Origin of the sequence: Mongoliibacter ruber (genome assembly GCF_003003005.1) — a bacterium.
In the GTDB taxonomy this organism is placed as follows: Bacteria; Bacteroidota; Bacteroidia; order Cytophagales; family Cyclobacteriaceae; genus Mongoliibacter; species Mongoliibacter ruber.
Genome location: NZ_PVTR01000003.1, coordinates 386,167 through 408,578, shown reverse-complemented (window position 1 = coordinate 408,578; position 22,412 = coordinate 386,167). Strand labels below are relative to the sequence as shown.

The 22,412-nt window shown below is 41.0% G+C and carries 15 protein-coding genes; 8 read left to right on the top strand and 7 right to left on the bottom strand.

Annotated elements, in window-relative coordinates:
- Window positions 1-68: 68 nt before the first annotated feature.
- Window positions 69-2,627 (top strand): M14 family metallopeptidase, encoded by a 2,559-nt coding sequence (locus tag CLW00_RS07415; protein WP_211300161.1) that lies wholly within the window; start codon window positions 69-71, stop codon window positions 2,625-2,627.
- 272 nt (window positions 2,628-2,899) lie between these two features.
- On the opposite strand, the gene CLW00_RS07410 is transcribed toward CLW00_RS07415, so the two are convergent.
- Genes CLW00_RS07410 through CLW00_RS07400 form a run of 3 tightly spaced genes read right to left on the bottom strand, consistent with a single transcriptional unit; the run spans window position 2,900 to window position 8,422 of the window.
- Window positions 2,900-4,009, bottom strand: coding sequence for a Gfo/Idh/MocA family protein (locus CLW00_RS07410; RefSeq protein ID WP_106133019.1), 1,110 nt, complete (start codon window positions 4,007-4,009; stop codon window positions 2,900-2,902).
- Window positions 4,010-4,037: 28 nt separating this feature from the next.
- Window positions 4,038-4,898, bottom strand: coding sequence for a sugar phosphate isomerase/epimerase family protein (locus tag CLW00_RS07405; protein ID WP_106133018.1), 861 nt, complete (start codon window positions 4,896-4,898; stop codon window positions 4,038-4,040).
- An 11-nt stretch (window positions 4,899-4,909) separates the two neighbouring features.
- Entirely contained in the window at window positions 4,910-8,422 is a 3,513-nt protein-coding gene (locus tag CLW00_RS07400; RefSeq protein ID WP_106133017.1) for a PVC-type heme-binding CxxCH protein, read from the bottom strand.
- 141 nt (window positions 8,423-8,563) lie between these two features.
- On the opposite strand from CLW00_RS07400, the gene CLW00_RS07395 reads away from it, so the two are divergent.
- Complete coding sequence (locus CLW00_RS07395) at window positions 8,564-9,439, top strand: AraC family transcriptional regulator (protein ID WP_106133016.1); 876 nt, start codon at window positions 8,564-8,566, stop codon at window positions 9,437-9,439.
- 432 nt (window positions 9,440-9,871) lie between these two features.
- On the opposite strand, the gene CLW00_RS07390 is transcribed toward CLW00_RS07395, so the two are convergent.
- From CLW00_RS07390 to CLW00_RS07375, 4 genes are all read right to left on the bottom strand, one after another.
- A complete protein-coding gene (locus CLW00_RS07390) occupies window positions 9,872-12,457 on the bottom strand; it encodes a M14 family zinc carboxypeptidase (RefSeq protein WP_106133015.1) in 2,586 nt (861 codons plus the stop codon).
- A 417-nt stretch (window positions 12,458-12,874) separates the two neighbouring features.
- Window positions 12,875-14,716: a glutamine--fructose-6-phosphate transaminase (isomerizing) gene (glmS, locus tag CLW00_RS07385; RefSeq protein ID WP_106133014.1), complete on the bottom strand. Its 1,842-nt coding sequence runs from the start codon at window positions 14,714-14,716 to the stop codon at window positions 12,875-12,877.
- A gap of 124 nt (window positions 14,717-14,840) precedes the next feature.
- Complete coding sequence (locus CLW00_RS07380) at window positions 14,841-16,208, bottom strand: DUF4270 family protein (RefSeq protein WP_245917191.1); 1,368 nt, start codon at window positions 16,206-16,208, stop codon at window positions 14,841-14,843.
- On the bottom strand, window positions 16,168-16,980 hold the full coding sequence (locus CLW00_RS07375) for a glycogen/starch synthase (protein WP_106133012.1): 813 nt from the start codon (window positions 16,978-16,980) through the stop codon (window positions 16,168-16,170). Before CLW00_RS07375 ends, CLW00_RS07380 begins: the two co-directional genes overlap by 41 nt.
- A gap of 126 nt (window positions 16,981-17,106) precedes the next feature.
- On the opposite strand from CLW00_RS07375, the gene panC reads away from it, so the two are divergent.
- The 6 genes from panC (at window position 17,107) to CLW00_RS07345 (ending at window position 22,367) form a co-directional block, all read left to right on the top strand.
- Window positions 17,107-17,955, top strand: coding sequence for a pantoate--beta-alanine ligase (gene panC / locus CLW00_RS07370; RefSeq protein ID WP_106133011.1), 849 nt, complete (start codon window positions 17,107-17,109; stop codon window positions 17,953-17,955).
- Window positions 17,956-17,973: 18 nt separating this feature from the next.
- Window positions 17,974-18,321, top strand: a complete 348-nt coding sequence (gene panD / locus CLW00_RS07365) for an aspartate 1-decarboxylase (protein ID WP_106133010.1) — start codon at window positions 17,974-17,976, stop codon at window positions 18,319-18,321.
- A 1-nt stretch (window position 18,322) separates the two neighbouring features.
- Window positions 18,323-19,324, top strand: coding sequence for a lysylphosphatidylglycerol synthase transmembrane domain-containing protein (locus CLW00_RS07360; RefSeq protein WP_106133009.1), 1,002 nt, complete (start codon window positions 18,323-18,325; stop codon window positions 19,322-19,324).
- Window positions 19,325-19,356: 32 nt separating this feature from the next.
- Window positions 19,357-20,043 (top strand): zinc metallopeptidase, encoded by a 687-nt coding sequence (locus CLW00_RS07355; protein ID WP_106133008.1) that lies wholly within the window; start codon window positions 19,357-19,359, stop codon window positions 20,041-20,043.
- 111 nt (window positions 20,044-20,154) lie between these two features.
- Window positions 20,155-21,294, top strand: coding sequence for an acyl-CoA dehydrogenase (locus CLW00_RS07350; protein ID WP_106133007.1), 1,140 nt, complete (start codon window positions 20,155-20,157; stop codon window positions 21,292-21,294).
- 140 nt (window positions 21,295-21,434) lie between these two features.
- The gene (locus tag CLW00_RS07345) at window positions 21,435-22,367 is read left to right on the top strand and encodes a helix-turn-helix domain-containing protein (protein ID WP_106133006.1); all 933 of its coding nucleotides are present in this window, start codon (window positions 21,435-21,437) and stop codon (window positions 22,365-22,367) included.
- Window positions 22,368-22,412: the final 45 nt, after the last annotated feature.

The window sequence follows — 22,412 nt, the reverse complement described above, 5'->3', positions numbered from 1 at the left end:
CTTATTTTAGCAAAGTATCCAAGTTAACGGTTCCATAAAGTGTTTAAAAATCAATTACAAAAACGATTATGATAAAAAGAATATTGATACTGGTTTTGATCACATTGACTTTTCAATGGCATCTGTCAGCTCAAAATGACCTCAACTATTACCTACCTGAAGGCTATACTTACAATCCTGATATTCCTACGCCAAAGGAAGTGCTGGGATTTGAAGTTGGTGATTGGCACGCTTCCCATGACCAAGTAGTCAATTACATGAAAGCGGTAGCCGAGGCATCCGAAAGGGTAAGCTTTGAAATCATTGGGAGGACTTATGAACTAAGGCCTCAGACAATTTTGACCATCACTTCACCATCCAATCATGGTAGGCTGGATGAGATCAAATCAGAAAGGCAAAAACTAAGAGATCCAAGCCAAAACCTTGATTTGGATAATTTACCCTTGGTCATGTGGGCAGGATATTCTGTTCACGGAAATGAACCCAGTGCCGTAAATGCAGCACTTTTGGCAGCTTATTATTTTGCTGCAGCCAATGAAATAGCAGCTGATTTGGATGATATCGTGATCCTACTTGATCCCGCCATGAATCCGGATGGTGTCAATAGGTTTGCCTCTTGGGTCAATACCCACAAAAGTTACACATTGAATGCAGACCCCAACAGCCGAGAGTTCAATGAAGCTTGGCCAAGAGGAAGAACCAACCATTATTGGTTTGACTTAAACAGAGATTGGTTGCCAGTACAGCATCCCGAGTCCAGAAACCGTGTTTCTAAGTTTCAGGAATGGCTCCCCAACATTCAATTGGATCATCATGAAATGGGCACTAACTCCACTTTCTTTTTCCAGCCTGGGATTCCGGCCCGCAATCACCCTTTGACCCCTAAAAAGAACTTTACACTTACTGAGAAAATCGGTCAATACCATGCAAGATTCTTGGATAAAATAGGTTCTCTTTACTATACCCAAGAAAGCTTTGATGACTTTTACTATGGGAAAGGTTCTACTTATCCTGATGTGCAGGGATCTATTGGGATTTTGTTTGAACAAGCATCCTCAAGGGGTCACGTTCAGGAAAGTGTCTATGGCCCTTTGACCTTCGCATTTACCATCCGCAATCAATTCACCACGACTTTGTCTTCTTTTGAAGCGGCCAAAGAAATGCGGACCGAGTTGAATACCTACATGAAGGAGTTTTATACCCAGGTCAAATCTGAGTACGATGAAGATTCCAACAGGGCTTTTATTTTTGGTGCCCCCGAAGATGGAGGAAGAACATTTCATTTGGCTGATATGATCTTGCAGCATGATGTAGATGTATTTAGTTTACAGGAAGATATCACTGTCAATGGCGTTGAGTTCAAAAAAGAAAAAGCATATATCGTCCCGCTCAATCAACCCCAATACAGGTTAATCAAGTCGATTTTTGAGACAAGGACTACCTTCGAAGACAGTCTCTTTTATGATGTGTCAGCTTGGACTATGCCTATGGCATTCAACTTAGACTACATGGCTTTGAGTAGCAGAATCTACAACCTGGCCAATGTGGAAAAAGTGCCTAAAGAACTTTCCTTGAAAGAAGGACAGGTGATTGGAGAATCGGGAGCATACAGTTACATCTTCGGCTGGGGTGAATATTATGCGCCAAAGGCCCTTTTTGCACTCATGGATAAAGGTTACCTGACCAGAGTTGCTCATGAAGAAATCACAATTCCAGAGGGTGTCAAAATGCCAAGGGGAAGCATACTCATCAGCAAAGGTCAGGCAAAAGCTACCGACGAGGAGTTTTATGCAGACCTGCAAAAAGCAGCAAAATCAAGTGGTGTTGACATTTATGCTGTGAGCACAGGATATACCAAAGGAGTGAATATTGGTTCTCCAACCATTGATGTGTTGGAAAAACCTGAAATTGCCATTTTTGTGGAGGGTGGTGTAAGTAGTTCCGAGGCCGGTGAAACCTGGCATTTGCTTGATCAAAGGTTTGAGATTCCAGCTACTTTATTGCCTGTGGATAGGATAACTTCTGTCGATTTGAGCAGGTACAATGTCATTGTCATGTCCAATGGTAATTACAGTTCATTGGGAAAATCAGCCGCGGAAAAACTCAAGGAATGGGTAAGTGATGGAGGCACCTTGGTAGCAAGAGGGTATGCGCTACAGTGGTTGGATGGTAATGGTATTGGCCCATTCAAATTTAAAACACCAAAAAGGGAGGATGAAGAAGTACAGAGGAGCTATGCAGACTACAGTCGTGAGACAGGTGCTAAGGTGACAGGAGGAGCAATTTTCAATGTGAAACTTGATACTACCCATCCTTTGGGTTATGGGTATTCCAGAACTGAGATGTACACCTTCCGAAACAGCAACCTGTTTATGGAGCCTTCAAAAAATGCTTATGCCAATCCATTGATTTATACTTCATCACCATTGGCCAGTGGCTATGTGCATCCATCCAATCTGGAAGAAATGAAAGATACAGGAGCAATAAGAGTGTCAGCACAAGGTAGAGGCAAGGTGATTGGTTTTGTTGATAACCCTAACTTCAGGGCATTCTGGTTTGGGACCAATAAGCTTTTTTTGAATGCGGTTTTCTTTGGTCAGACTATTAGTACTGGGACGGCTAGATAAGAAAGGAAGAATTATAAAAGCCCTGTAATGTCAAAATGTTGTAGTGCTTTTTTTATGTATGTTTATTTACCACAAAGGTACACAGAGTTCACTGAGAAATCACAAACAGAGTATTCCTTTATAATAAAAACACGGCGTTTTCTTTGTGTTCTTCGTGCCTCTGTGGTTATTTTTTTTCACCACAAAGCCCTTGAGTTTCCTTCGTGCATTCGGGTCTTATTGGCAAAAAAAGTTTTAAAAAAATGGCCTGCGAGAGCACAGGCCATATAGGTTTAAAAGGTAAAGTCAGGCAGGGGAATTATTTTGCCACCCTGCATGGCGGATTCGTGGGCTAGAATTCCTACACATGTGATGTTGGCTGATTCTTTGGCATTCGGATATGGATCCCTTCCTTCTACCAGTGCAGTGACAAACTCATGCACTAAATGAGGATGGGAACCTCCATGACCTGCTCCCTGAATGAATGATAAGTGCTGATTGTCGTCAGAATCATATACTCCTTGGGTAGTGAATGAAGCAATTTCTTCTGGCAATAGATGGGCATAGTCTGGCACTTTCACCCTTTCTGGAGATTCTCCGGTATGGATAACTGGCTCTTCGTGCTCGATCAAGGTCCATTCAAAAGATTTTTTGGAACCGTAGACATCAAAACTTTCCCTGTATTGCCTTGCTGTATTGAATAGAGATCTTGTGACCTCTGCAGACAGGTCAGAATCCTTCAACTTGATATGACAAGTTTCAATTGCAAAAGGAGATCCGTACTTTTCGATCAGGTTTTCATCTATTCTGCCTGATCCAAAGCAAGACACATATTCCGCTTTAGCTTTTGGCAATGCCAATACAGGGCCTACACAATGAGTTGCATAATGCATGGGAGGCAAGCCTTCCCAGTATCCCGGCCAACCGGCCATTTCCTGTTGATGACTGCCTCTGAGAAACTGAAGTTTTCCCAATTCGCCTTTCTCATACATTTCTTTGACAAAAAGATATTCCCTGCTGTACACCACAGTTTCCATCATCATGTAGGTGAGTCCGGTTTCTTCGCATGCTTCTACTATTTGCCTGCATTCCTCTACTGTAGTAGCCATGGGAACTGTACACGCTACATGTTTTCCTGCCCGTAGTGCTTTAAGGGACTGTTCGGCATGTGCTTGAATGGGAGTATTGATGTGCACTGCATCAATGTTTGGATCTTTGAGAAGCTCATCATAATCCGTATACCTTTTTTCAATGCCAAAAGCATCTCCGATTTCGTTCAGGCGCTCTTCGTTTCGCTGGCAGATGGCATACATATTTGCATTTGGGTGCTTGAGGTAAATGGGGATAAATTCAGCCCCAAAGCCCAGGCCAATGATGGCTATATTGATTTTTTTCTGGCTCATTTTTAAAATTGGTTAGTTTAAGGTTCAATTATTTGCTTGCCCAGTCCTTCAGGAATTTAATTCCCTCAGTGGCAAAATAGTCTTGGTCTTTGGCCAAGGGTTTCCAGATGCACACAGCATCTGCGAGCTCCTGTACATGTGGTGTAAAACTTTCAATAGAAACTACCCCTTGGTAATTGACAGCATCCAATCCTTTTCGGAAGGAATCCCAATCGGTCATCCCTGTGCCTGGTATGCCACGGTGGTTTTCAGAAACCTGCACATGAATGAGTTTATCCCCCACAGACCGGATAGCTTGTTCCAGGTTTTTTTCTTCTATACTCAAGTGAAATCCGTCCATCAAAACATTCGCTGCGGGATGGTTGATGGCTGCAATCAATTGCATCAGTTCTTCTGTAGTATTGATCAGATCAGTTTCAAATCGGTTGAGGGATTCCAATGCGATTTTTTGGCCAACTGTTTCTGCCATTTTACAAACCTTGTGGAGGTTATTGACGGCCCTTTCCCATTCTTTTTTCTTTTGATCCTCTGATACCTTCCTGGCTTTTCCCACTGCGGAATACATGGGCCCTGCCACGAATTTTGCTCCCAAAGCATTGCTGATGTCAAAACAGGCCCGCAAGTATTCAAAGCATGTCTCATGGTATGCAGGATCATCATGGGTCAAATCCCGTGTCGGACCAAAAGCGCCGCAAATTACAGGTTGTAGCCCGTTTGCTTCCAAGGCCTTACTGACCGTTTTCACATCAATCAAAGCTGGATCTTCCACGGGAATTTCCACCACGTCAAATCCCATAGACTTGATTTTGGGAAAAAGAGCTAAGGTTTCATGGTGAAAAGGAGAGGTCCATAACCAGGTACTTACTCCGAAACTTATATTTAAAGACATATTTTTCTGTTTTATTCTACAATCATTTTTCCATTCATGATTCGCCAATGACCAGGAACGGTACATACAAAGGGATACTCTCCTGCTTGTGCTGGCGCAATGAACATGAGGGATTCCAGGTTATCTGGATCTACAAGTTTGGAAGCTACTATGATTTCAGGAGTTTCAGGAATATACTGTTTTTCCATTCCTTTCGGGTCTCTGGCCATCTCATCGGCTGCTTTTCCGAGTTTTTCCAAAGAGCCTATTTTGCCAATAATGAGGTTGTGCTGCATAAAGTCTTTGTTCTCAAAGTCAATAATTACAGCTTGTCCTGCTTTTACTTTGAAGCTGGTGATGTCATATTTCATTTCATGTGGAATTACCCCTACTTTGACGATCAAAGCATTTTCCCTGGTGATTTGAGGGGAGTCGCTGGTGTCATCATCAGAAATGACCTGATCGATTCCCAATTCAGGATTCCTAAAACTGATGTAACTGTCTCTTCCCATTCTACCTCTCAGCCACGAAGCTCCTTCGTAATCGCCAACTTGGTTTTGACCGCCATAATCATTTCCAACCCGTACATTGGCAGGGATAATGTCTTCTGAAAACAAGCCAGGTGTTTGTACACTTCCAACTTTATTGCCGGAGATATACATTTCCATCAGGCCATCTTCGAGAAGTGTGGCATTTACTTCAAATAGACTGCTTGGGATCCCTTTTGCAGTAGAGACCTTGTAAGTCTTCCCATCTTGCTTGACCACCCAATTCAAAATATCTTCTTTGGCATAAAGTACATAACCGTTTTCTTTATCCCCTTGGGCAACGATAACTCCCTCTATGCCCTCAGGACCCTTTGCCAACTCGGTGCGGATTCGAATTTCTTTGCCCTTAATACTTGGAGGAAATGCAATCGGTGCCCTTCTATCCAAATTGTACTCCTCTTCTACCAGGCTTTTTGCAATCCTGTCTGTCAGGGTAAGGCTTGAATCCGGCTTGTTCCTTGGCATCAATTCTGACAATCTTTGATCAAAATAATCCGGGGAATTGAGTACCCCTGCAAAAATCACTTGAGCTACATATGGATCTTTTGCATTTGACTCATCCAAACTGCTTTTGTATAACATTTCGGAAAGTTCTTTGACGTCTGTAATCATTGCCAGTTTTTGGAATGCTGATTTACGAACATTCATGTCACTGTCTTCGTGAGATTTTGCTGCCAAAATCAACTTATAGGTTTCTTCAGTATTTGGAAGCACTTCTATGGCGTTTTTCCTGACACCGGGAGAAGGGTGATTCAAAGCTTTGCCCACTACTTGTAGACTGTTTTTATCACCTCCAGCTAATTGTCCGAGGCCATGTAATGCCCAAAGTGCATGGATGGCAGGGGTGTTGAGACCAAGTTCATCGGTCTTTCTGTCTTGGATAAGTTTGTTCAGGTCTTTGATAATCGAAGTGTTTTGGTTCTCTACGATCAGTCTTTGTGCAGTCATTCTCCAAAACATGTTGTCACTTTTCAATCCTTCAATCAGATCTTTATTTTTTTGAGGATCTAGTGACATGGTTTTGTAATCCTCATTTCCTGTATACACCAAGCGGTAAATTCTCCCATGCTTGGCATCCCTAAGTGGGTTGATATATGCGTTTCCAGGACCATTTTCAAAACCTTTTGGTGTAGGGTTGTGCTGAATGATAAAGTTGTACCAGTCAGCCACCCAAAGTGCCCCATCTGGACCTACTTCGGCATGTACTGGAGAAAACCACTCGTCGGAACTCGCCAAGATATTGAACCCGTTTTTCTCTTTAAACCCGGAACCATCTTTTTCAATGATTGCGTTGTGCAAAACCCTTCCGGTGGGTTCAGCCACGAAAGCGATTCTATTCCAGTAGTTTTTCGGGAAGTTTCTTGCTGTATAAAAATTGTGTCCTGCAGCTGCTGTATAGCCACCATGATAATCCACTTGCCTCAAAGCAGGTGTCAGGTGTGGCATATCGTAATGACTATCGATACCAAAAACGGTATTGTTCATGCCTCCACTGATGGGTCTACGCACATAATCATTGCTCATGGCCAAATAGGCGCTGTGCTGGCCGTTTGCTGTAGAAATAAAGACATTGAAATCTTCAGAAAAACCTAGACCCCAGGTATTATTGCTTGTCGAACCTAAGAATTCTAGGTTGGTACCATTCGGGTCAAATCGGTAAATGCCTTGGGAAAAGTTGAATTCTTTCCCATCAACAGTGCCTTTGAAACCTGAATAACCCAACACTCCCCAGATTTTGTTGTCAAAGCCATATTTCAAGTTAGATGGTCCCGCATGGGTATCACTTTTACCCCAACCTGTGATGATTGTTTCCCGTAGGTCTGCTTTGCCATCACCATTGGTATCTTTGAGAAAAATAAAGTCGGGAGCCATAGAAATCATGATTCCGCCATTTACAGCCACCAAACTGGTTGGGATATTTAGTCCTTCTGCGAATATGGTGATTTTGTCAGCTTTTCCATCACCATTGGTATCTTCCAAAATTTTAATTCTGTCATTGCCACCTTCTGTTCTGACTTCATTGGGGTAATCTTCTGTTTCTACCACATAAAGTCTGCCTTTTTCATCCCAGCACATGGCCATTGGGTTGACAATATCAGGTTCTGATGCAAAGAGCTGCAATTCAAAACCGACAGGCACTTGCACCAATTTCATGGATTCCTCTGGGGAGAGAGGCAATTGGAATCTCGGAGCAGGATCCCTTCCCTCGTAATTGGGTATTTCTGCGTCTCTGAATTCTGGTTGAGGGATAGCAAAAGAAGCCACAAGATCTGCAGCCTTGTCCCCTATTGCCCATAGAATTCCATTGGTCATTAGCGTATGAAATTCAGGTTTGGACCATGTCCTTTCATCGTGTCCATAGGCGGTATAAAATACCCGACCTTCACCTTGGTCTCTGATCCAGGTCCAGGGTTCTCTGTGTCCATCTTCCTCCCTTTCCATCAATACAGTCATGTCAGGGTTGATTTGAGAATGAAGATAAGTTTCATCCCAAGTCTCAAATACATCCACTCCGCTCATGATGGGGTGTTCCGGAGCAATGATATCCACTGTAAAATCACCGGTACCATGGGACTTGAACTGCCCACCAACTGCTTTTACAAACCAATCAGAATTTCTAAAACAAAAAGAGGCAGAGTGAATTGGAATAAAACCCTTTCCACTTTCCACAAATTTCTTGAGCGCAGCTTCCTGAGAAGGAGTGATTTCGTCATGATTGGCATATATAGCCAAACCGTCATAGTGCATCAGGTTGTCATCATTCAGATCGTTTGGGTCTGAAGTGTAGGTAAAGTTGATACCTTTCTGAAAAAGAGGTCTAGCCAGATAAGGAAGCAACTTTTCTGAGTCATGGTGCTTGCTATCATGGCCTAGAAAAAGAATTTCGGCGCGACGTGGTTCGTCTTTAAGAAAACTCTCTTGTTTTGGCTGGCTACAGCTGATAAAAACCAAGGCAGCCAAAAGGGTGTAAAGCGATGATTTGAGGAGGTCCGTCATTTTGGGATGTTTCAGTTAGATTAGGAGAAACTAATATGGTGGATTCTAGGGAGTTTTTCTCACTGTTTTTTGATCGATACTGACTGTATTTTGATATAAAAAGACGATAGTTTTGTAATTTGTAACAAAATTGACTAATACATGAAGCAACCACTTCAAAAATCACGAATTCCTGAGTCAAAAGCTTTTGTGGTAAAAGAGCTTATAGCTCCATTTTTTGATAAAAACTGGCATTTCCATTCAGAGTATCAGTTGTTCTGGGTATTGAAAGGAAGAGGGACGCGCTTTATCGGTGATCAGATGAAGCCATTTAAGGAAGGGGAGATGATATTGACGGGACCTAACCTTCCTCATTTATGGAGAAATGACCAAGAATATTTTCAAAAAAACTCAACTTTATCCACACATGGGATTGTGGTGTATTTTCCTGAGGATTTCTTAGGAGGTACCCTTTGGGAAAAGGAGGAGTTCGAGGATATCCGTAATTTGCTTCTGAAATCTCAACGTGGTTTGGAAATCAAGGGACCGACTAATTTTAAGTTGAGAGAATTGCTTAAGCGCATTGTTCACGAAAAGGGAGCTGGTGGAATTTTAGGTCTATTGGAAATTCTCCATGTCTTGGCACATTCTAAAGATTGTGAACTGATCACGCATGCGGGCTATATCAATACCAATAAGGAGTCGGAAAAAGACAGGATGAGCCAGGTGTATGAGTATGTGATGGAGAATTTCAAAAAAAAGATTTTTTTGGAGGAAGTGGCAGCGCTTGCCAATATGACTGAAAGTGCCTTTAGCAGATATTTTACATCAAGGATGAACAAGCCTTTTTCTGAGTTCCTTTCTGATGTCCGCATCGGGCATGCCTGTAAACTGTTGCATGAGCTCGAAGCCAATGTGAGTGAAATTTGCTACGAAAGTGGTTTTCAGACTTTGTCCAATTTCAACAGGCAGTTCAAGGAAAGGATGGGGGTGACACCTATGGCGTATAGAAAAGATTACTTGAAGACTTTTAGTTAATTCTTTGATTTTGCCACAAAGGCCCGAAGGCGCGAAGAAATCAAAAAGGAAGATAATGTTTTTAACCCACTAGAGCACTAAGCTAAATTTCGGTTAGTGAGACACTAACCGAGGTAGAGAAGGCTTTCACTTTTTTTGTTTAAAGTGAATTATTCCAGAGTCAATATTTCTCGATTATTCCTGAATTGTACTTCACCTTGTCACCTCGACTTAGGAGAGGTCTCTTCAAATCGAGATTTAAACTTAAAAGGTTCATTTAATTTAGCCGCAAAGTCAATTATCCAAAAAGACTCGAAGGAGCGAAGAAATCAACAAGGAAGATAATGTTTTTAACCCACTAGAGCACTAAGCTATACTTCGGTTAGTGGAGACACTAACCGAAGCAAAGAAATTTGTGAAAACTTTGTGCCTTCGAGAGTTTGTTGTGAAAACCTAATCAGCGGTTCCCGATTTGATCAGGTCTCCAAAGAATATGGCATTGAGGTACATTTTGTTGGTTCCGTACCAAATCGCCCTAAAGTTGGGACTGTCTACAAAGGCTATGACTTTTCCTCTTCCCAATGATTTTACCTGTAGGGCAGCTGAATTCTTGGCGAATTCAAGGTTTTCGGGATGGATATAACCACTTGCCAAAGGACTTTCAGTATAAAGGAGTGGGTTGGAATAAGGATTTTTCGATGGAGCAAGAAATTGGTTGTCATTTCTGAAACTGTAGATTTCTGACTTGCTATAACCATATCCCAATGGATGACTGATGTCCAGCTTGGCATTGAAGATCGTACCTCTTGTCAATCTGGCACCCGTATTTTTGACATAGTCTTCATAGGGTTGCAATTCCTTTTTTGCATCTTCATCTTCTTTTCGAAAATCGAAAGTCACCACTTCATGCTTGTTAAGGACAGATAGGGCATTGCCCCTTGCAATCAGGGTTCCTCCAGCGCTGATCCAGTTTTTCAGTTTACCTAGATCATTGCTATCAAGGTTGGTATAGGTGCCATTTGGCATTGCTATAACCGTGTATTTTGCCAGGTCTGCGCTACCCATTCTTTCTGTTGGGAGTAGGGTGATTGGCATATCTATTCTTTGGTCTAAAAGATGCCAGATTTCACCGGCCTCCAGACTGTTGACTCCATTACTTACCAATAGGGCTACTTTTGGCTCCTTAAGCACATCTATATTGGGAGACCCTATGTTGATGCCACCTGTAAGGCCACTGGCAATGCCATAAACTTTAATGGCGTTTTCTTCGGCAAGGCTTTTCAATATGCTGTAAAGCTTAGATTTGGATTCAGGTTCAGCATCCAGCTTTGTGCTGACAATGATACTTCCCCGCTTCATTTCTTTGCCATCCGCCAATTTGAATTCCTCATGAGCGACCCTTACCAAGTAACCTTCTTTCAACAATTGGTAAGTCAATTTTGGAGCATAGTAATCATGCCATTCAAAGGTAAAAGCATAATCCTTTTCCTCACCTATCAATTGACCATTTGTAAGTTTGAAGTCTTTTTCCAATTTATTAACATCGGCGATGTTCATGATTCTACTACTCATGGCCATATAGTCCAGGTTAAATGACATGGGCATTGTCCAGGCGGAAACGTCGTAGAAGAGACTATCCTGAAACTCAGTTCTTGTTTCGAACATTGCTTTGATCAGGTTGTACTGCGGTTGATTGAGCGGTACGATGTAGGCTTTTTCTTTTTGAAAATTCACTCCATTGACTGTGATATCTTCATTGAGGGCATAGACATCAATATCATGCTGTTGGACCATCTCTGCAAGGTGGAAGCTCCTGGCCGCATCATCTTGACTGCCGAAAATATAAGCTTGATTGCTGTCTGTACTTGCTTCATTGATGGACTCCTTGTAGTATTCATGCATGAACTTTACAATTTCTTCGCGCATGGCCACTGCCGCTTCGAAGGAACTGATGCTTGTTCTGAATTGATTTCTAACAGTGAATGAAAACGGTAATGGGCCGTAGTCACTTTCTTGTAAGTGACCTCTGGAAGATGCTTGCTCAAAAAGAATACCTATGGAACCCTGGATATCTGGGTAAGTAGAACCATACCCGAAATAATACTCGTCAAAACTTTCCTTGGTGTGATAAAGCGAGCCGATTTCATCAAGACTTTTCGCATGGTAATTGCCGATTTTCTCGGTCAATTCCATATTTTTCTTTGGAGTCAGTGGGTGGTCACGGGTCGGGATGCCCGGCTGAAAGAAAAAGGTGGAGTTGGTGCCCATCTCATGGTAATCGAGGTAAATATTTGGAAGCCATTCTTGAAATACAGCCACCCTATTGCGTGACTCCGGGTGCTGGACCAACAGCCAGTCTCTGTTGAGGTCAAACCAGTAATGGTTACCTCTGCCTCCTGGCCAAGCTTCGGAAAGTTCTCTGTTTTCTTTGTCTCCATTGAGGTTATATGAGCGGTGTGAATTGACCCAGGAGGAGTAGCGGTTGTAACCGTCAGGGTTGAGAGCAGGGTCAATCATGATGATGATGTTTTCCAGGTCTTCATCTATGTCCTGTGCTGCGACAAAATGGTAGGCAGCCAAAATAGAAGAGTTGATGGCACTGGCTTCATTGCCATGGACCGAATAGCCTGCTGCCATGACCAATGGAGTCTTGCTGTAATCAAGGTTTGCATCTGGATCCCTCAACTTTTTCCGTTCTTCCTTGATTTGATCAAGCTGTGCGATGTTGTTTGGTGAACTGATGGTCAATATGGCTTGAGGTCTTTTTTCATAGGTATGTCCTATAATCTGGAAATGCGCTCTTGGGGAAATTTCTGCCAGTTTTTCAAAATAGCGAAGAATCTGATCGTAACCTGCATTCCACTCTGCCACCTGAAAACCGAAGAAGTCCTGAGGCTCAGGTATAGTGGCATCGTAAGTGAAATTGGCAGGCATGTAGTAGGATAATGGAATATCAGTGGTGCTCTTGGGGCTTGTCTGTGCAAAAGCGACATGCAGGATGGGCAAAAAACAAAGCAGTAAGAGTAGCTGTCTTTTCATAGTAATGATATTAAGATGGTACGGAAAGTAATGAAGCACAAAATGCTTAAGAAGTGCTTAAAGCTCAATACCCTTTGTGTAAAACTTGGGTTACTGATAAACTTTAATATGTATATCCGCTTTCATACCAGAAGAATCTAAATAATGGAATTAACCTGTGATTTCGAACCACTATCAATAAATATCCAATATCTATTAGTATCACTTTGCCAAATAAGCCTCGTTTAATTGATTAGTGGCATGATTGCGGATAATCATAAACTTTAATAATGTAAAAGTAATGGATGGGGTGAAACGTGTAATCAACGCGATTCCTTTATAATAAAAAAATAACCACAGAGGCACAAAGGACACAAAGAAAAACTCTGTGCACTCCGTGCCTTTGTGGTAAATAAATATTCTCTCTTCGGTAGATATTTACTCCACAGTTACCGACTTGGCCAAGTTCCTTGGCTGGTCGACATTACAACCTCTCATTACCGCAATGTGGTAAGAAAGCTGCTGCAATGGAATCACCGAAATCAATGGTACAAAAGCTTCTTCGGTAGCAGGAATTTCGATCACGTGATCGGCCATATTTTTGACCACTGTATCACCTTCCGTTACCACGGCAATGATTTTTCCTTTTCGGGCTTTTACTTCCTGTATATTTGAAACTACCTTTTCATAAGAAGAATCTTTGGTTGCGATAAAGACAACAGGCATTTCCTCATCGATCAAAGCAATCGGGCCATGCTTCATCTCTGCAGCTGGATACCCTTCTGCATGGATATAGGATATTTCTTTAAGTTTCAAGGCTCCTTCCAATGCCACTGGGAAATTGTACCCACGTCCTAAGTATAGGAAGTTTCTGGCGTCTTTATATTCTTTGGCTATTTCGTGAATTTTATCATTCATCTTAAGCGCTCTTTCAACTTTTGAAGGAATGGTTTCCAATTCGCTCAAAAGTTGCATGTACCTGTTTTCCGGTAAAGTGCCTCTTTTATATCCCAACTTCAGCGCCATCATTGTCAAGACAGAGATCTGTGCTGTAAACGCTTTGGTGGATGCCACTCCAATTTCTGGTCCGGCATGCGTGTATGAACCTGCATGAGTTGTCCTAGGAATGGATGAACCAACTACATTACAAACACCGAAAATGGTTGCTCCTTTGGACTTTGCCAGTTCAATGGCTGCCAGAGTATCGGCTGTTTCGCCTGATTGTGATATGGCAATGATAAAGTCTTTATCACTCAATACAGGGTTTCTATACCTGAATTCAGAGGCATATTCTACTTCTACAGGGATACGGGCAAATTCCTCAAACAAGTATTCTGCTACCAATCCCGCGTGCCAGCTTGTGCCACAGGCAGTGATGATGATTCTATCCGCATTTTGGAATTTATTCATGTAATCACGAAGACCTCCCAAGACCAATCGTCCATTTTGGGCATCAAGTCTTCCACGCATACAATCAGCAATCGACCTTGGCTGTTCATTGATTTCTTTCAACATGAAATGCTCATAGCCACCCTTTTCGATAGCTTCCAATTCCATCTCCAATTGATTGATATATGGATTGGTTTCTACATTTTCTATCGTTTTGATCTGCAATTTGCCATCTCTGATCACCGCAATTTCATAGTCATCCAAATAGACTACTTGATTGGTATATTCAATGATAGGCGTAGCATCAGATGCCAGAAAATACTCATTATCCCCAACACCGATTACCAAAGGAGATCCTTTTCTTGCAGCAATCAGGGTGTCAGGTTCTTCCTTATTCATCAAAACTATGGCATAAGCCCCAACCACTTTATGCAACGCAAGTCTTACTGCTTCTTCAAGGCTGCAGTCATTGTTGGCGTAGATATCTTCAATAAACTTGATAAAAACCTCTGAGTCTGTTTCTGAATGAAACTTGTAACCCTTATTGATCAAATCGGTCTTTAATACATCATAATTCTCGATGATACCATTGTGAATCATGGCGAATTGGTCATTCGATGAATAATGAGGGTGGGCATTGACATCATTAGGCTCTCCATGAGTAGCCCAGCGGGTGTGCCCGATACCGATTTTTGAAAGTAGATTTTCTTGAGAAAGAAGGTGGTTTTCCAATTCGGAAACTTTCCCCTTTTTCTTGTAGACTGTCAGTCCATTTGGATTAAGGAGTGCCACACCGGCACTGTCATATCCTCTGTACTCCAGTCTTTTTAAACCTTTAATAATAATGGGCAAAGCATCTTGCTGCCCGACATATGCAACGATTCCACACATAAGCAAAAATTTTGAAAATCAAATCTAAAGTTTTTTTATAAAACCTAACAAAAAACAGTCCGATAAATCCACTTATTTAAAAAATGGACATCGGACTGTTCAACATATGTAAATTAAATGCTGTCTACAAGACTCTGGTAGTCGAGTAATATATTTTTAGTTTGACATCATTCGAGTTGAAGACGTAACTTCGTAATGATTGTCTGTAATCATCATTGTTTCCTACAATTGGATAAAGTAAGAAATCCCTTCTTTCGAACTTTCTCCTATAAATAGCATTCACATGAGATGTAATTAGTTGTCTGTAAATATTAGTTTCAGCATCATAAGCCAGATAAGCCGGAGACTGGGACCATATTGGCTCATCTGTCTCAGGATCGACTTGTGGGAAATTATCAGGATGAACAGACATGGGTTGACCATCATTTCTCAAGAGCACCCTGTTTGTTTCATTGGTAAAGTACATGGTGTGCAGCTGTGGAGGTCTTCTGGTTTCGGTAGAATTTAATATTGGACCGACTTCTAGAGATACCCGGTTGAAAGTTACATTTTGGAGCGTATCCAAGAATGCATCGATTGGACTCATGTCAATCCTGACTAAAATTCCGGTATTATTCATAGAACCTGCTTTGCCCCCATCAAGGTCATAGGAAATCCATGGCTCTTTTAAACCTTCGGAATTACTTCCTTCAGGGTTTCTTATAACCTGATTGAAGTGCCTTGCTACATTATTGTTGACACCGGTAGAGATCGGATAGACTCTGGACACAGTGTCTCCCTCATTTCTGTAAAAGAATATCATCCCTGTATTATTCCCGGGGCGAAGTGTCAGCGATACATTCTCATCTTCACTGCCAGTAAAAACTATTCCGGGAAGGTATTCTCTGAAAGTAAAGATGTCCTGAAAAGCAGATCCCTCTTTTAAATCGTCGAAAATTTTTCTGGTGAACCCATTGTCAGCCATTACACTGATAATAGTGTCCCTTCTTTCAGAAAGATCAAGTTTGGTTTCCAGAAATGGCTCTGATTCATATTCCAGGTAATTGAAGTTGTAATAAATTACATCTCTAATCTGTTCCTTCAGCTGATGAACTCGGATAGTTTTTTCAGAATTGAATTCATCCGCCAAGACTGACCTGATATTGAAATTGAATTTGACGGAATCCAGTACAGCATTAGCAGCCGGTCTAGGGATTTCTCTATTGAAAAATAACCTTGTGTAGGACTTGGCTTCAGTATTTCCAAAGAAGTCACTCTCATCACTCCCAAAGACAAAGTGAACGGGATTGGTGGTTCTGAACGAATCCTGCAATACCACAGAAGCAGAAAGGGGAATCTCTACAAAAGAAACCCCTATCTGATTATTGTTTGGGTCCAGTTCCAGTCCGACAGTGGAAGGATCTGCACATGAACTTGCTATGGTAAATGAAATAAATAGACCTATAACCAGCTTAGCCGGCAAGGTCAGTATAGATGTTGTAGTAACTTTCAAAAAGTTGTTCGTCTTCTTCGCTATTAATCTCACACTTCTTGTCTTTAGAGCACTCTTCTATGAGTAGGCTTAGTTTTTCAGATATTTCGTCGCTCTTGATGACCACGTCGGCATACTCCATTCCTATTTTGAGGAAGCCTTCGTAATCTTTTGATTTGAGAGGAGCAAGAATGGCATCATCGATATCCACCATTTTCACTTTTTCTAACAAATCGTCGCCAAATTTATGGGTAAAACCTGTGTTGTATATAGCAAACACTGATTTTGTATCCTTAAATAAAGGCTCGTTTTTGTAGGTCGTTTTGAGATACATTGGTATCAAGCTGGTCATCCAGTCATTACAATGCACCACATCCGGGGCCCAACCTAGTTTTTTTACAGTTTCAATTACTCCTTTACAGAAGAAAATGGCTCTTTCGTCATTGTCTTCGTAGAATTTTTCTTGCTTGTCATGGAAAACGCTTTTTCTCTGGAAATAGTCTTCATTGTCTATGAAGTATACCTGAAGTTTGGCGTTAGGGATAGAAGCCACTTTGATGATCAATGGTTTCTCCTCCTCTCCGACTGCAATATTAATTCCAGAAAGTCTGACTACCTCATGAAGTCTGTTTTTTCTTTCGTTAATTAATCCAAATCTCGGAACAAGAATACGGATTTCCATTCCTTTTTCCTGCATCGCTTGAGGAAGGGCTCTCACGAAGTTTGCAACTTCAGAAGTTTCTAGAAATGGATTGATTTCGCTAGCAACGTAGAGGATACGGAGTTTTGACATATCTTGTTAAAGTTTTGTTAAGGAATAAAATACGTACAAAGTTACAAAAAAAAAGTGGTAAAGCCATTGTTATATTAGATTATGATATAGTTTTGCCTCTATTTTACATTCCAAAAATACAATACCTTGAAAATCCTCCGAACCAAAGAGGCTGTAAAATCAGAACTTTCTATTCTTAAAAATAGCCAAACTTCAATTGGTTTTGTGCCTACAATGGGCGCATTACATGAGGGGCATTTGGACTTGATAAAAAAAGCAAAATTATATTCTGATTATGTAGTTGTTTCAATCTTTGTGAATCCGACCCAATTCAATAACACTGAGGACTTTGACAAGTATCCGCAGACTTTGGACAAAGACATGGTTTTATTGAAGGAAATTGAGGTAGACTGTCTCTTTTTGCCTGAAATACAGGAGATCTATCCCCGTACACCCCGTTTAAAAATGGTTTTTGAGGGCTTGGATAATACTTTGGAAGGGGAATTTCGCCCGGGACATTTTAGTGGTGTAGGGGTCGTAGTAGCCAAATTGTTAAATATTGTTAATCCTCACAAAGCTTTCTTTGGTCAAAAGGACTTGCAGCAGGTGGCCGTCATCCGGCAATTGATTTATGACCTTTCTTTGGATGTGGAAATAATTGCTTTGCCTACGGTAAGGGAAGCAAGTGGATTGGCGCTTTCTTCAAGGAATATGCGTCTTTCCATTCAGGAAAAGAAAGAGGCGCTTATACTGATAGAGTCACTCACTTTTGCAAAATCAGAACTTTTAGCGGGCAAAGATTGGTTAAGCATCCGAAACCAAATTGAGGATCGGTTTTCTTCTCAAAATATCCGACTCGAATATTTTGAACTGGTGAATTCCGCTACAATGGAAAAAATAAATTCTATTGAGGCTTCTGCCTCCTGTTCGATCTGCACAGCAGCCTATGTAGGAGATGTCAGGTTGATTGATAACATTACAGTAATTGAAGATTAAAGGAAATATACTACCAAAATGCATATCCAAGTACTTAAATCAAAAATCCACAGGGTAAAGATTACGCAAGCAGAACTGCACTATGTAGGTAGCATCACGGTCGATGAAGACTTAATGGATGCTGCCAATATCATTGAAAATGAAAAAGTGCAGATCGTAAACATCAACAACGGTGAAAGGCTTGAGACCTATGTCATCAAGGGTGAAAGGGGAAGTGGCATGATTTGTTTGAATGGACCTGCTGCCAGAAAAGCTCAGGTAGGTGATGTTGTCATCCTTATTTCTTATGCTTCGATGGACTTTGAAGAAGCCAAACAATACAAACCTGTGGTTGTTTTCCCGGATGACCACAACAAACTGATATGATGTGAGACTGAGCAAGAAGCAGTGGATTCAAGTATTGGTCTCTCTTGCAATAGCCATTTGGATATTTTGGTTTCTGTATAAGGACATATCATTCCAAAGCTTGGTTGATGCATTGCGTGAAACTTCTTTCTTCTGGATTGCTGCTTCTATAGTGGTGTCACTTTTTGGGTTTTACTTGAGGGCTTGGAGGTGGAAACTCCTGATAGAAGCTTCTGAGGATACCAGTATTGATACGGGAAAGTCTTTTGTAGCCCTGATGATCGGTTACCTGACCAACCTTCTTGTACCCCGTGCCGGTGAAGTAGCGAGGTGTGGAGTGGTCTCTAAGATGGAGGGAAATCAAATGGGTACTTTGATTGGAACTGTGATTTTGGAAAGGACCATAGACCTATTGTTTATGGTGTTCACCATTATTCTAGCTTTCATTTTAGAAAATAGCTTGTTTGTGAATCTGTTTACAGATTTGGTTTCTGTAAGAGGGCTCTATGAAAAAATGCTGAACATCCTACCAATTGTGATAGGGGGTGGGCTTATTGCTGTTATTTTTCTGTACCTCTTATTTCAGAAATATAAAGATGCAGGAATAGTCAAAAAAGCCAGACACTTTATAAGAGACCTTGTTTTTGGCTTGATGAGTTTGAAGAAAGTCCACAATCAGCTAGGTTTCTGGTCGAGTTCCACAGCGATTTGGGTGACGTATTATTTTGCATTGTTATTTGTTGCCTGGGCCATTCCTTCCACTGCCAGTTTGTCACTGAGTTCTTTGCTCATGGTCATGGTAATGGGTAGTATTGGCATGGTGGCACCTGTTCAGGGAGGAATTGGGACCTTTCATGCATTAGTGGCTTTTATTTTGATGGCTTATGGATTGAGTAATGAGGAGGGAAAAATCTTTGCTGTGATTATCCACACCAGTCAGGTATTGACGATTATAGTCACTGGATTGATTTGCATAGTTTTTTTCTTTAAAATTACTTCTGAGAAGACATCAAAATCTTTATAAATTCGTAACAGAGTAAGTAAAATTATCAAAATATGATCATACTAATTGTAATTGTATTCGCTGCACTAGGTTTTATAGTGAGCAGAAGGCTGAAAAGCAAGTTCAAGAAATACTCACAGACCTCCCTTAAAGCAAATCTTTCAGGAAAAGAGATTGCTGAATTGATGTTGGCTGATAATAATGTGGGTGATGTGAAGGTACTATCTGTAGAAGGTCAATTGACTGACCATTACAATCCTGCCAACAAAACCGTTAATTTAAGTCCTGACGTGTATTATGGTAGGAACGCAGCCGCTGCGGCAGTTGCGGCTCATGAATGTGGTCACGCAATCCAACACGCTACTGCCTATACATGGCTTAACCTTCGCTCTGCGATGGTCCCTGTTCAGAATGCAAGTGGTAAAATATTGAATATTGTTTTGATCGCTTCTCTTTTTGGTGGAGCTTTTATTGGCTTGCCTTATGAGCTTATTGGTTTTATCATAGTAGGAGCTTATGGTATCATGACCTTATTTACGCTAGTGACATTGCCTGTGGAATTTGACGCAAGTGCCAGAGCCTTGGCATGGGTCAAAGAAAGAAATGTGGTTACAGCGGATGAATACGCTATGTCAAAAGATGCCTTAAAATGGGCAGCCATGACATATGTGGTGGCAGCATTGGCAGCATTGGCTACCTTGGCTTATTACATCATGATCTTTTTTGGCAATAGAGATTAAGGGTCTGGAAACTCAAATTCATAAAATGAGTTTACTTTAAGGGGCAAGAAATTGTCCCTTATTTTTTTTGTAACTATATTCCAATCCAAAATATTTAAACCCAAATAAAATATGCATTTTGAATATACAGAGGAGCACTTAGCGGTGCGGGATGCTGCAAGAGACTTTGCCAAGTCAGAGCTTTTGTCTGGAGTAATTGAGAGAGATACCGAAGCGAGGTTTCCATACGAGCAGATCAAAATGATGGGCGAGTTGGGATTTATGGGCATGATGGTGGATCCAAAGTACAATGGAGGAGGAATGGATACCATCTCCTATGTGATAGCCATGGAGGAGATTTCAAAAATTGATGCCTCTGCCTCTGTTTCTATGTCTGTCAACAATTCATTGGTTTGTTGGGGCTTGGAAAAGTATGGCAGTGAAGCTCAGAAAGAGAAGTATTTGAAAAAATTGGCAACAGGCGAGGTTATTGGTGCTTTTTGTCTTTCAGAACCGGAAGCTGGATCTGATGCGACCTCTCAGAAAACCACTGCTGAAAAAAGTGGGGATCATTATATTTTAAATGGAACCAAAAACTGGATTACCAACGGGAATACAGCAAGTGTTTACCTCGTGATAGCCCAGACCAATCCAGAAAAAGGGCATAAAGGCATCTCAGCTTTTATCGTAGAAAAGGAATGGGAAGGTTTTGTGATAGGCAAAAAAGAAGATAAACTTGGTATCCGAGGATCTGACACGCATTCTTTGATGTTTTCAGATGTCAAAGTACCTGCAGAAAATATGATAGGAGAGGAGGGTTTTGGGTTTCGTTTTGCTATGGAGACACTCAATGGAGGTAGGATTGGCATAGCTGCCCAAGCCCTTGGGATTGCATCCGGAGCATATGAATTGGCATTAGCTTATTCCAAAGAGAGAAAAGCATTCGGGAAACCAATAAGTCAACATCAGGCAATTCAATTTAAGTTGGCGGATATGGCTACACAAATTGAAGCAGCTAGGCTTTTGGTATATAAATCCGCATGGCTCAAGGATCAAGGCAAGGATTATTCGGATGCCAGCGCCATGGCAAAACTATACGCTTCGGAAGTTGCAATGAATGTCACGGTAGAAGCAATTCAAGTACATGGAGGTTACGGTTATGTCAAAGAATACCACGTAGAGCGCCTTATGAGAGACGCAAAAATTACGCAGATTTATGAAGGAACTAGTGAAATTCAAAAAATAGTCATATCACGAAGCATTTTAAGCTAATATCGAAATCTTCCAAATTATGGGCATAAAAACTGGTTTTTATGCCTTTTTTTTATTTTTTCTGATTTTTTATTTAATAATTCTGCTTGATTATAGAAAATTATTATAGTTTTGGAAAAAAACCTTAATCAACCTATATCATGGAATATTACAATAAAGTCATTGAATCAGTTGGTGTCCGATTTTTAAGAGGAAATAACTACAGGATAGAGAAGCCTGTGCATGTACTGGACTACCACGATGCTGAGAATACTTTGATTTTACTTCATCAAGGGAGTTTGAAATTTGGGGATGAACAAGAGTTGGTGAATGAGGGTGAAATATTGTTTATTCCTGCAAATAGAAAATCGTCTGTAGCCTTTGGCGCAGCCTCTAAGAAAAATGAAGTAGTCAATGATGCTTTTTTAGATAACAAGAGAAAGTATTTACAGACCATCAGCTTTAGAGACATTAAAAATACAGACGAAGACTGTGTTACCATAGTAACTTTTGAAGCTAAAGTATTTGATGTAGTCAACTTTTTCCATTCTTTAGGAATTCCACCTTTTGCAATCAGGTTCAATGACAGGATAGCAACCATAGTAGAAGACATGGTGAAGGAGACAGAACAGAATACACCTGGAAAGGAAAGGGTGATGAAAATCCATACTGAGCTATTGGTAATTGAGATTGTCAGACATATTTTGAAAAACAGACTGTTTATGGAAGAATTGTCCACCAACAGTACTTATTTCAAAGATCCTAGATTGATAGACTTGTTCAATTATATCAAGAAAAACATTGGTGGGGACCTTTCTAACAAGGTTTTGGCAAAAGTGGCCAATGTGTCTGAAGATTATGTAGGTCAGTATTTCAAAATGTTGACAGGTATCAATCCCCAGGATTATATAGAATATCAAAGAATGGAAGCTGCGGTTGAACTGCTGAGAACTTCCAAAAAGAGTATCAGGGATATTGGAAAAGAGGTTGGCTACAAAGACACAGCTTATTTCTGTAGAAGATTTAAGATGATGTATGGCCTACCGGCAGGAAAGATGAGAAGAAGAGAATCCCTCATCAATGTACAAAGCTAAATTTCAATCTCTTTAAGCAAAAAAAAACCGCTGTGATGACACAGC

Excerpts from the sequence above, each read along its gene's own strand:
- CLW00_RS07415 (WP_211300161.1), top strand. The coding sequence starts at position 69 with ATGATAAAAAGAATATTGATACTGGTTTTGATCACATTGACTTTTCAA.
- CLW00_RS07410 (WP_106133019.1), bottom strand. The coding sequence starts at position 4,009 with ATGAGCCAGAAAAAAATCAATATAGCCATCATTGGCCTGGGCTTTGGG.
- CLW00_RS07405 (WP_106133018.1), bottom strand. The coding sequence starts at position 4,898 with ATGTCTTTAAATATAAGTTTCGGAGTAAGTACCTGGTTATGGACCTCT.
- CLW00_RS07400 (WP_106133017.1), bottom strand. The coding sequence starts at position 8,422 with ATGACGGACCTCCTCAAATCATCGCTTTACACCCTTTTGGCTGCCTTG.
- CLW00_RS07395 (WP_106133016.1), top strand. The coding sequence starts at position 8,564 with ATGAAGCAACCACTTCAAAAATCACGAATTCCTGAGTCAAAAGCTTTT.
- CLW00_RS07390 (WP_106133015.1), bottom strand. The coding sequence starts at position 12,457 with ATGAAAAGACAGCTACTCTTACTGCTTTGTTTTTTGCCCATCCTGCAT.
- glmS (WP_106133014.1), bottom strand. The coding sequence starts at position 14,716 with ATGTGTGGAATCGTTGCATATGTCGGGCAGCAAGATGCTTTGCCCATT.
- CLW00_RS07375 (WP_106133012.1), bottom strand. The coding sequence starts at position 16,980 with ATGTCAAAACTCCGTATCCTCTACGTTGCTAGCGAAATCAATCCATTT.
- panD (WP_106133010.1), top strand. The coding sequence starts at position 17,974 with ATGCATATCCAAGTACTTAAATCAAAAATCCACAGGGTAAAGATTACG.
- CLW00_RS07355 (WP_106133008.1), top strand. The coding sequence starts at position 19,357 with ATGATCATACTAATTGTAATTGTATTCGCTGCACTAGGTTTTATAGTG.
- CLW00_RS07350 (WP_106133007.1), top strand. The coding sequence starts at position 20,155 with ATGCATTTTGAATATACAGAGGAGCACTTAGCGGTGCGGGATGCTGCA.
- CLW00_RS07345 (WP_106133006.1), top strand. The coding sequence starts at position 21,435 with ATGGAATATTACAATAAAGTCATTGAATCAGTTGGTGTCCGATTTTTA.